This is a genomic window from Pseudoalteromonas sp. CNC9-20 (genome assembly GCF_022347875.1).
GTDB lineage: Bacteria > Pseudomonadota > Gammaproteobacteria > Enterobacterales > Alteromonadaceae > Pseudoalteromonas > Pseudoalteromonas ruthenica.
Genome location: NZ_JAKRFS010000013.1, coordinates 1 through 10,839 on the forward strand (window position 1 = coordinate 1; position 10,839 = coordinate 10,839).

9 protein-coding genes are annotated in these 10,839 nt (G+C 37.6%); 8 read left to right on the top strand and 1 reads right to left on the bottom strand.

The features are described from left to right. Window positions 1-204: 204 nt before the first annotated feature. Together MHM89_RS18715 and MHM89_RS18720 are read left to right on the top strand one after the other, a co-directional pair. Window positions 205-525: a hypothetical protein gene (locus tag MHM89_RS18715; protein WP_239409462.1), complete on the top strand. Its 321-nt coding sequence runs from the start codon at window positions 205-207 to the stop codon at window positions 523-525. Beyond that, the gene (locus tag MHM89_RS18720) at window positions 525-974 is read left to right on the top strand and encodes a hypothetical protein (RefSeq protein ID WP_239409463.1); all 450 of its coding nucleotides are present in this window, start codon (window positions 525-527) and stop codon (window positions 972-974) included. The genes MHM89_RS18715 and MHM89_RS18720 overlap by 1 nt, the downstream gene beginning before the upstream one ends. Before the next feature lie 137 nt (window positions 975-1,111). Here MHM89_RS18720 and MHM89_RS18725 read toward each other — a convergent pair whose 3' ends face one another. Beyond that, window positions 1,112-1,333, bottom strand: coding sequence for a hypothetical protein (locus MHM89_RS18725; RefSeq protein ID WP_239409464.1), 222 nt, complete (start codon window positions 1,331-1,333; stop codon window positions 1,112-1,114). Window positions 1,334-1,604: 271 nt separating this feature from the next. Here MHM89_RS18725 and MHM89_RS18730 point away from each other — a divergent pair, with 271 nt between their 5' ends. The 6 genes from MHM89_RS18730 (at window position 1,605) to MHM89_RS18755 (ending at window position 10,835) form a co-directional block, all read left to right on the top strand. Further along, the gene (locus MHM89_RS18730) at window positions 1,605-5,336 is read left to right on the top strand and encodes an ATP-binding protein (RefSeq protein WP_239409465.1); all 3,732 of its coding nucleotides are present in this window, start codon (window positions 1,605-1,607) and stop codon (window positions 5,334-5,336) included. Continuing rightward, on the top strand, window positions 5,329-5,958 hold the full coding sequence (locus MHM89_RS18735) for a hypothetical protein (RefSeq protein ID WP_239409466.1): 630 nt from the start codon (window positions 5,329-5,331) through the stop codon (window positions 5,956-5,958). The genes MHM89_RS18730 and MHM89_RS18735 overlap by 8 nt, the downstream gene beginning before the upstream one ends. Then, window positions 5,958-7,205 (top strand): hypothetical protein, encoded by a 1,248-nt coding sequence (locus MHM89_RS18740; protein ID WP_239409467.1) that lies wholly within the window; start codon window positions 5,958-5,960, stop codon window positions 7,203-7,205. Before MHM89_RS18735 ends, MHM89_RS18740 begins: the two co-directional genes overlap by 1 nt. Beyond that, a complete protein-coding gene (locus MHM89_RS18745) occupies window positions 7,192-8,064 on the top strand; it encodes a hypothetical protein (protein ID WP_239409468.1) in 873 nt (290 codons plus the stop codon). The genes MHM89_RS18740 and MHM89_RS18745 overlap by 14 nt, the downstream gene beginning before the upstream one ends. Next, window positions 8,061-8,900 carry a WYL domain-containing protein gene (locus MHM89_RS18750; protein WP_239409469.1) on the top strand — a complete coding sequence of 280 codons (840 nt, stop codon included), beginning with the start codon at window positions 8,061-8,063 and terminating at the stop codon, window positions 8,898-8,900. The genes MHM89_RS18745 and MHM89_RS18750 overlap by 4 nt, the downstream gene beginning before the upstream one ends. Window positions 8,901-9,089: 189 nt before the next feature. Next, window positions 9,090-10,835 carry a hypothetical protein gene (locus tag MHM89_RS18755; RefSeq protein ID WP_239409470.1) on the top strand — a complete coding sequence of 582 codons (1,746 nt, stop codon included), beginning with the start codon at window positions 9,090-9,092 and terminating at the stop codon, window positions 10,833-10,835. Window positions 10,836-10,839: the final 4 nt, after the last annotated feature.

Here is a 10,839-nt window from a genome sequence, read left to right on the forward strand (position 1 = left end):
GATTTACAGACTTGAACTAATTAGGTTGCGATAGCGTCGTTTTTTGAGCGTTTAATCGTTTTGTTTTTTGTTCGTCGAGACCATTAAACAATTTTTTTGCGAAATTTTAGTGACACTTCCGAGATTTAAGTGACACTTCCGAGATTTTTCCCACTTTTTGTCTCATTCTATATAGAAGGTTTTTTATCGCTCTAAGGGGCTCATATGTATGCGACTGCACTTGAACAGCACCTTCGTGAACACTCACCGAATGTACTCATTTACACCCCTTTGCTGGTGGACGATAAGTTCGTGTTCATAATGAATCGATTACTTCGGACACTGTCCGGCATGGTTGAAGGCGGCGAAGTGGAAGTGCTTCATGTTGAGATATGCCCTAAAACACACATTCCAACCGTTCAGCTTATGTTGCCTCCCCAGCTTAATGAGAAAGACTTTGGCGCATTATTTGACGATACGCAGAGACTATTACATCGAGCAGCTGCTCAAGAGTGGAAGCGGCAGTCAACTGAGGAAAAGCTGTAATGAATATCTTATTTTTATGCACCTCGAATTTAAATCGCAGCAAAACAGCTGAAGAGCACTTTGCGGAGAAAGACCCACTACGCGTCTATCGCTCAGCGGGTTTGAGCGAGAAAGAGTGCAAGCGAAACAGTACAACATTATGCAGTGAAGAGCTGCTCGAATGGTCTGATGTTGTGTTTGTTATGGAAGACGAACATGTGCGCCGAATCGAGCAATATACTGGTCAGCGCTTCTTAGACAAAGTCATCAACCTCAATATTCCAGATGTTTATCAGTATGGTGAGCCTGCTTTGATAGAACAACTTGAAAAGCGCAGAGATGCAATGCAATTTGAAGAGTTGTTTGCTCGTATTGAATCGCCATCTTCTACTCGTGCGGCACTACGTCTTTTTAATGTTAGCAATGAAGAGCTTGCGGCAACTTTTAAGCCTAGCCCAACCGAAAACTAGTCTTAAAAATTAGTGACATTATGGAATGTTCCAGAGCGGATTTAGTCTGGCACCAAGGCTAAATTCAATATAATGGGATACAAAAAGATTCATAGCAAGTCATTAACATACAGGCGAGCTTTGGATGCGAGACTTCTCTATTCGAAATATTTTGGGTTCAATACTTCGACCCTAGCCAACGAACCTTGCGCTTTGATTTGTTCATCGCTTAATGTTTGGTCTTTAAATTTTTCAAGTTTAATTGAACGATTATCTTCCATGACTGTGCACAGTAAAATATCACCGATGCCTAGTTTGCCATCCTCTAACAGTTCATCAGGTAGAGGGAGGGTTCTATTTTTACCAACAGTTAAAATCATGAATAAGAACCTAAAGTATGTTGAATGTTTTCATTATAGATAAATTTCTAATATTGGCACTTTTACGAAATTCGGCTGTGAGCGAGGTCAGAAACAACGAATCAGTGATACATGGCGGTTTTTCATTAAGGTTCTAGGCAAGTTTGATGCGTTGTAACTATTGGTTCTCATTCTTCAAGATGTTCAAAAATCATACTGTTTAAATAAACAGCTTTCATATATATTGTTTTGGTGTATATTAAAATGATGTATATATGTTCTGGGTGTTTAAATGGAAACTGGGTTAGAGCAAATTTATCTTCATCATTCATACTTCAAAGGTAGGCTAACTCCAGTTGAATGCTTGGGGCATACAAATAACACTGGAGGAAATGGAGCCGGTAAGACAACCTTACTTAGTTTAATACCTGTTTTTTATGGGATGGAGCCGAGCAAAGTAGTTGATAGGGCCGCTGGAAAGTTATCTTTCGTCGATCATTATTTGCCAACAAAATTATCTATGATTGTGTTTGAGTATAAGAAGGAAGGTAGCCTCAAATGTGCAGTATTGTATAGATCTCGTGATGCAGTGGCTTATAGGTTTGTTGATGGCTCAGCTAATGAAGCGCTGTTTAATCAAGTTACATTAGATACCTTGAACAAAATTGCAAGTGTTAAAGACTGGTTGAAAGATGTAGTTGCAAGCAGCTTTGATGTTTCAAAGCAAATTTCGACCAGTATTGATTATCGCTCGGTCATACAAAACGACAAGCAACGTTTAAGGGTTATAAGAAAAGCACAAGCGTCTTTGGCACCGGAAGCTCATAAATTTTCTCTATGCACTCATGACTCACAAATGAGGCATATTGAGTCATTGGCATCGGTTTTGATGAGACATGACAAACTGTTAGCTCAATTTAAACTTATGGTGGTTGATAGTTTTCTTACAGATCAGATTGAAATCGGAGAGGCTCCTTATCACAAAGACGACTCAGAGTATGTGAGTAGTATTGAATCATTAATTGAATTAGATAAGCACAAAGATAAGTTTTCTGAATCCATACACCAATATGAAGCTTTAAAAGAATCATGGAGTTACTTACTTGCTTATCAAGCTAGTCTTCAACAGGAATTAGCCACTGTTAAAGATAAATTTGAGAAGGCGGCAAAGAGAATTTCAAGTTTAAAATCTGAGAGAAGTGAACTACAACAAAAATACAACCAAGATACTTCTGTGCTCAACACAACATTCCAAGAGCTAACCAATCAAGCTGAAACGAAGAAAAACCTTATCGATAGTATTTACGATGAGCGTGAAAGGTGGGATGAAAAAGTCGATATTGCCACGAAGCTTTCTGAGTATGGTTCATTAGAGGCGTTTAAATTCAGAGCAGAGCAAGATGCCGAACACTTTAAGCAGCTGCTCGATTCAGCTAGCGCTGAGACGCAAGCTTATGATGCAAATGTACGTAAAGTAGAAAAAGCTTCAGAACAATTTGAGAAAGCTGAAACCCAGAAAATTGCTGACTTGACCCAAAAACTACATGAAGTTGAGGTGGCTACTGAACAAAGGCTACTAGAGAAGAGCGATGAATTTGCTTCAAAGATGGAAGCTGTTAGCGAAGATAGAGCACTCCTGAGTAAGTCATTGTCTGAGGAATTGAACAATTGTCGAGTTCAGTATGAAATTGCAGGGAAGTATACAGACACTGAGGATTCGGAGTTAAAAGAGTTAAATAGCAAAGTTGAATCCTTAAAAAATTACGTTATATACGACATCGCCCAGAAAAAGTCGACTTGTGAAGCTGAAGTTCGTGATGCAAAAGTGGCTAGGGAGGACTTGCTTCAGAAAATCAAAAGACTAAAGAAAAAGTTGGAAGATACTGAAGAAAGAAGAGTTGAAATAACACGTCAGTTAAATCCAGACGATGGGACCGTAAGAAGCTTTCTTAATAAAAATATAGTTGATTGGAGAGAGTCTATAGGTAAGGTCTTGAGACCCGAGTTATTATCTTTCAGAACACTATCTCCTGAAGTATCTGATGATGCTGAAACAAACAGCATATTTGGGTTATGCATAAACCTAGAAAATGTAGTGCCTCCTGAAGAAGCTTTATCTGATGATATTTTGAATCAACGAAGAGAGGAGTTAGGGAGAGAGATAGAAAATATTAAGTCTGATATAGGTGCGGTTGAGAAAAAAGCGAATGATCAAAATAAATCAATCGAGAAGTTAAAACTACAGGCTGATGGCTTAGTGAGGGAAGAGCATCGTATCAAGAAAGAAATAGAAACTTGTACTTTGCTTCAACAAAAGACCAAACAGCGAATCGATAGCAATATCGAACGCCGACAGAAAGAAATAAATGTAAGTATTTTAGTGTCGGCTAAAAAACTCGAAAGCTTTGAGCTAGAAACAAATAATATTAAAGAAGTGGAAACTGCTAAGTTTCAGGAAGACAAGCTTGCATTTAGGGCAAATGCATCGGCAGAAATAGGTCTTTTACGGGAAGAGATTTCTGTCAAAAATGACTCTATTACCAATAGCCAAGAAGAGCTAAAAAAACGATTAGACGACTTAAAAGCTGCTTTCGATAGTCAGTTAAAGAAAAAGGAAATAGATCCCACAACAATTGATGCCGCCCGCACAAGAAAAGAGCAATCTGAAAGCAAGTATAGAGAAGTTAAGGCTTTTGATAAGGAAATTTCGGAGTATAGGTTATGGGAAAGTTCGGCTTGGGTTAAATTAGAAAATTACGAGAGTCAGCTATCTGCCCTATTAGATAAGGCTTCAGTGGCTCATAGAGAGCTCGAGTTAGCAAAAGAGCAATATGAAAAAACAAGAAAAAGCCTGACCGATGATATTGAGAGCCTCGCCGAACAGCACGATAAGCTCGAAAAGGAAGAGAAAGCGATTATTTCTATTCTTGAATCTATAGAATTACATACACAAAAGATTCCTATTGGTCACCAGCCAATCCAATTAGATGAATCATTCCCATTAGAATTACTGATTGAATCTTCGAAAGAATGCTTGAGTTCAATTAATAAACTTAGACATAAAATCAGTTCTGCTGTTAAGAAAGTTGGCGACATACTGCTGAGTACAGGCAGTACCAACAATAAGGTATTACATATCTGGAAAAACATGGAAGAGCAACGTATAACGCTGTCTCCTCATGATAAATTTTCGGAAGAATTTCATATTGAAAGTGTTACTGATGTAAAGAGGCTAATTGAAGAGTCGATACCAGACATCAAAGCAGTAATACTAGAGTCAATAAAAACTGTGGGTGCAAGGTACATACGCTTTTATCAAGCTCTCGATGGTCTAAAAAGAAAAGTTAAAAATGTTTCTTCGAAGCTGGTTAAAGAGATTAACACTTCAAATAACTTTAATGCATTAGACAATATTAGAGTGGAGTTGGTATCCAAAGTCGATGAGTTTGACCTTTGGGGAGATCTCAGGAGCTTCAATAGTGCTTGGAATAAATGGGGAGAAACAGGAAGAGAAAGCTTACCTGAAAAAGAGTTCATTGTGGCATTTTCCAATGTAATAGCGGAGCTAAAACAAAGCAAAATTTCTAGCTCAATAGACTCATTGGTAGATATTGACATCTCTATGACGGAAAATGGTCGACCTGTAAATATCAGAACAGACGCAGATCTTAAGAATATAAGCAGTACCGGTATATCCAAACTAGCAGTGATTGTAGTTTTCTGTGGAATGACTCGTTATTTATGTAAAGACAGAAACATTACCATTCATTGGCCTTTAGATGAGCTTGGAGAATTGTCAGATGAAAATGTGATGCTTTTATTTGATTTTATGGATCAGAATAACATCTCATTGTTTTGTGCCCAACCTAATCCTTCAGTTGTTCTTCTTAGATATTTTTCTACTAAAAATCATGTGGATAAAAATCTTGGAATTAAGAAATATGTATCTAACGAAGCTAAGAAAAAGAATCCGCTTAAATCTAAGCTATTAGCTGAAAAAGAACAGGAGCAAGCTAATGTCTAGTCGCTTTGAGAACTGCGTAGAGGAGCTTCTGAGTCAAAATATTATTTGTGAAGTCACGAATCCAGAGGGCTTCGCTTATTTAGATAATTCGGGACATGAAGAAAGCATTAATAATTTTCTCCATAGAATAGGTCGAAAGGTAGTTAGAACTAGAGATAAGAAAGGTTTTTACTGTGTATTTAGTTCCATTGAAGAAACAAAAAAGAGAAATGCAGTCGAACGACATTTTGAAAATGTCATCGTAAATTTGGAAGGCCTAATCAATTGGCTTAGGCTCGTCAGAAATGCTGGTAATGAGTCTAGGCCAATTGAAGCAGGAATGAGGTTACATGAATCCGAATTGTTGTCAGCAATAGAGGAATCCTCTTCTCTTAACTTGCAGTTGGACAATATTGCTCATCAATTTAATCGAGCGCAGAAATCTACAGAGGTGAAGTCAAAGCTACGTTCTATTTTAAACTTCTTGGAAAATGAAAAGTACTTCACTAGCATTGGTAATACTGGTTCAGTGTATATAGCTACTGCAAAGTGGTCACTGATTTATGATCAGCTAGAGTTTATTCGAATGTATGACGGCTTCGAGGAGGAAGAACCTGTAGAGCAACAAACGGAGTTGTTTTAATGGGAAGAAAAGAAGATTCAAAGGCTGCAATTCGAGCTCTTAATAAACACGTAGAGATCGTAGATGAGTCTTGTTATGTCGCTAGAGGGCAAATTGAAGATTCACCAGAAAATGAGAAGGTTATTGACTCTCTTCGCAAAAATAGACTGGCTTATTACTTGGATGAGTCCCTAGGAGTACAGCTCCATAGTAAAGTTCGCGGTTTACTCGATCATGTGACTAGTAGGCACCGCTTTAGAGAAAGGCATGGTGCTTTTTCTGGATTAATTGATGACTTAGAAAATTCAATTCAAAGCTATAAACAAGCAAAGTCACGTCGATTTAATGATGGAGAAAGATTCTTTGATGAGACAAGAGAAATCGTCATGGAACTCATGGACACACTCACTGAGACAGTAAATATGTTCCATCACGTTATTGGTGACGAATTTAGCGTGGCATTTGATATCGATGAAAAAATAAAACTTACTACGAGATGTAAGGACGAAATTACTAAACTAAACCTAGTATTTGCTCAACTGAGTGTTGAGAAAATGAGTGATTGGGTTGGACTAGATCTCCAACTTGAAAGGTTACTGATGAAAGCGCTTAAGGGGCATGTAGATAAATGCTTAAAAGACTTGGCTGCCAGCAATCGTAAACTCGTAAAAATGCTGGATAAGTTATTGAAAGATAAAAGCGCTCAAAAGCTCAATAAACTTATCGACTCTTTTCATAACAAGTATGTATCAGAGCCAGGCTACAGGCCTAGCATTTCAGCTTTGTCTGATCTGCCTATTTGTGTCTCAATTGCGGATAAGCTTTCTCTAGGTGGTTTCGCCGATTTGGAAAGTGCAAAAGATGAAGAGCATTTAATTAATGCGGCGCTCTCGGCTCTAAAAAAATCAAAGAGTTCCAGCTTAGAATTAAGAGTTGATGGGCAAAAGGTAGAAATTACAGATGGTCGAGGTGCAGAAATTACCGAAGAGCTAGACCCGCTCATACAAAATGTAGAGTTTTTCTTTGATGCAATCTTCGACGATGAGTATACCCAAGATCTATCCGCTATGGCTGTATTTCACAATTTGAATGTAGAGTCTACTCCAGAAGATTGGATGTTGATGATCATGAGCTATTTTGAGGCCCAGAGAAAAGCAGTACTGAAAGTAGCTGAGGTGGAAGAAGTTAGAGAAATTATAGCGCCTTTCGATGGGGCTATATATGTCAAAGACATACTCTTCAGAAAGGTTGCTCATGAAGCTAGATAAAAAGACTATAAGAGCTGCCCAGAATTTAATCAGAAGATCTCCCAGTCAAATCAGCGAATCGGCTGTTCTGCGTGCAATTGTTCAAGAACTCGAAATTGGCATAATCAGAAATAAAAAAATATATTTCACACCATCAAACCTAATTGAAATAGAAAATTATTTTAACAAAGAATTGGGAAAGTCAATTTTAGACATCGATTTAGATGTGGAAACTAGGCTTGAGGCTTCCTCCTTTTTTAGTAATGAAAAATGGGCATCTGGAGGCGTTTTTGAAGTGATGCTCTCAATGACGGGCAGAGGAATCATCCCTGGAATTAAAGACGCAATCGAAGCACAGCCAAATATTGTCTATTCCATGAAGCTTCGCGATATTGATGTCACTAAGATAAGTAAGTTAATCATCGTTGAAAATGGGGAACTCATAACAAATTGGGAACTAGTCATTCCTTCTTTACCGCTTGAATATCAAAGTGCTATCGCCGTATTTCGTGGTTATGGTAAAAATCAAAAATACTTAAACGAGTTAATTTGCAAAGTTCGGCCAGATACTAAGGTTGGAGTGTTCTTTGACTATGATGCTGCGGGAATAGACATGGCATTAAAGCTCGCTGAGCATAGAGTGATCGATCTGATCATTCCAAGCATACTTCCTGAGGATGTGATTGCCAAATCAAAGCTGGAGGAGTTTGGGAATCAGTTTGAACAGTTAACACGAAGACTTAACTCTCCTGATACGCCCTATGAAATTAGAGAAGTTTTAAAGAACCTAGAAAATAACAAGTTGGCCATAACACAAGAACACCTAATCACGCATGGTGTTCCCCTGAAGTTAATTAAAAATGTGGGAGAAACCATATGATTAATGGAGGATTAAATACAAAGGAAGTAAGACTAAAAGCAATCGAGATGTTTGCGTATTGGGAAGGGGTTGTAAACGCTTCAACGTTGGCAAAATTATTTAAAGTCACCATTAGCAATATTACTAAAAGTCTTACGGAATATAGGGAGTTATACCCTAATTCATTGGAATATAATAAAAGCTTAAAACAGTATGAGCCAACTTCTAGTTTCACCTGCCACTATATTGATGAAACATGGCAGGAGTATGTGGCTTTTTTAAGGATTAATAGTCAAGTATATAGATCCGATTACTGGGGAGCTTTGGCTGTCGATTTTGGACCTTTACATACTGGAAACGTTGACCCAAAAATAGTTAGGGTTGTAACTCAAGCTATAAACAAGAAGCTATCAGTTAAGGCTACTTATTACTCTCTAACCAACCCCAATGGCATCGAAAGGATTATTCATCCTATTGCATTAGCTGATAGTGGTGTTCGTTGGCATTGCCGAGCATATGATGAATATCGTAGTGAATTTAGAGACTTTCATCTTGGAAGAATCACTGCTGCGGAACTGAATGAGTCGTCTGAGGTTGAGTATGAACAAGATGAAGCTTGGATGACCATGATTAAACTGAAAATCGCGCCGCAACCCGCCTTAACTGAATCTCAGAAACAGGTAATTATGATGGACAAAGGAAAGGGGAATAGCTTCACTGTAGAAGTTAGAGCTGCTATGGCTGAGTATTATATTCAGTATCACCTCATAGATAAGGAAATAAGGGAAAGTAATCCCTTAGTCAGACCTTTGTATTTAGAAAATTATGACGAAGTGAAAGCTTGGTTATTTGGGTAAATATTGTATGGAAGACATGGATTTAATAATCGCTTGATCTTCTCCTGAACTCCTAGCTTGCCGATTTATATCGGACTAAGTGTTCCAAAATATGAGGTAGCTCATTTTAATAATAGTGAAGATTTGTGGGAATTCAGGGGGAAGACCAAGACACTTAGTAGGTAAGACTAAAATAATCAGGGTAGGAAAATGCACATTTCACTATTTGACTCAAGACCGAAAGAAACCATTAAAACGATACAATCGATGCTCAATTATCCAATTGAGTTTTTTACACACTCACGAAATAAAAACACCATTCTTGAACTGTGTGGTGCAAACCCAATAGCCACAAATCTTGTTAAAGTAGTCATTTTTGAAATAGAACAAGTTTGCACTTTTGTTGACTTTAAAGTGGGTTCAAATTTCGAGGGAACGTATTTAGGTTCGTCAATAAATACCTTAAAAATTGCTCAGTCTACTGTTCTATCTTCAATAACTTCTGATTTAAAGCTAGATAATCAGACTTTTTCACAATATAAGAAAGAACTTGAAGTTAAGAATGCAGAAGATCTAAGCGGGATATCGATTCTCAATGTTGACGACGAGGGATTGAAGATAATTGTTTCAAAGTTATTGGATATAGTATGGATAGTAAATCACCTCAGCTTATACTTCTTAGGTGCGGTTAAGTTGGATGCTGATAAAAATGGATCAGTTATCTTCAGTGTGACAACACCGGAGTTGTTTCATAATTTGTGGTTTGCATCAGCATTTGAGAAAAAGTCAATTGTAGCTTCAACAGTAGCTATAAAGAAATATGCAGAGTTAACACTTACTCCTGAAAGTGTTAAAGAAAACATCGATTCAGTCAATCTGCTTCATGCTAGAGTATTGTCTATCTTTGCTCAACATTGGAGATTAGGTGCCGACGAATTAATCTTAAGTATATTTCATGAATTAGCCGACCTTGTATTGATCTTGACGAAAGTTGTTCAAGTGGAATCGTTTTCGATACAGGGCGTTGTTGTAAATCGTGAATATTATCAAGAGCTAGTGAAGGTTTACCCAGAAAGGGAAGGTATCCTAAATACATATGACATGGTTGTTGAACATCAGCTAAACCTCGCGCCAGAGGACAGGCTATTTAATATCATCAATGGCGATCTTAGGTTAGGAGACGTTGAGACAATTAGAGGAATGCTATCGCAAGCACAGTTTTTTTCTGAAAAACGATTTGGACAGAATTGGAACAAAGATCTCGAAAGGCAGCAAACTCGATACTTAAAAGATGAATTGAAAAAATTCTCCCATTTAGATGTCCTGGATTTTGAATTTAACACTACATCTGTAGAAATGGGTATAGATCCAAAAGCAGAAAAATTGGATGTGGATTTATTTGTCAGGGATAAGAGTAAAGGTATTGTGTACGCAATACAGCTAAAGCATGTTTCAATGTTATTCAGTTCAGGAGTTTCTTTTTGGGTAAATATGCTTTTGCACTACGATAGGAAACTTAACGTTGGTGTACTGCAATTGCAAAACTTGAAATCTGAGCTGGCAATCAACCCTAAAGCACTCGATTATCTAATTGCGAAAGGACTTACAAAAGAAGAGGTTAGCGGATTGATCCCAGTCCTTGTGCATAATATAGGAGCAATAGATATGATTCCTATGCATGAAGGTATATGGGTTTACGATCTTCATACCTTCCGCAAGGTCTTAACAGACCAGAGTGCATTGACAGATAGATATGATAATGGTTCATACGCTAGCTATAAAACTAATAAAGGCGGCACCAATTCATTAAGGCTTGATCAACCAAAATCGATAATTGATTCATATATTAATGATGAGAATTTTAAAGACTTAAGGTATTACGATTTTGCTAAGAATATAAGAAGAGGCCTTGTAATTGGGGGGTTGAAGATTGTAGCGGAAGGTATTGGCATATAGTTAA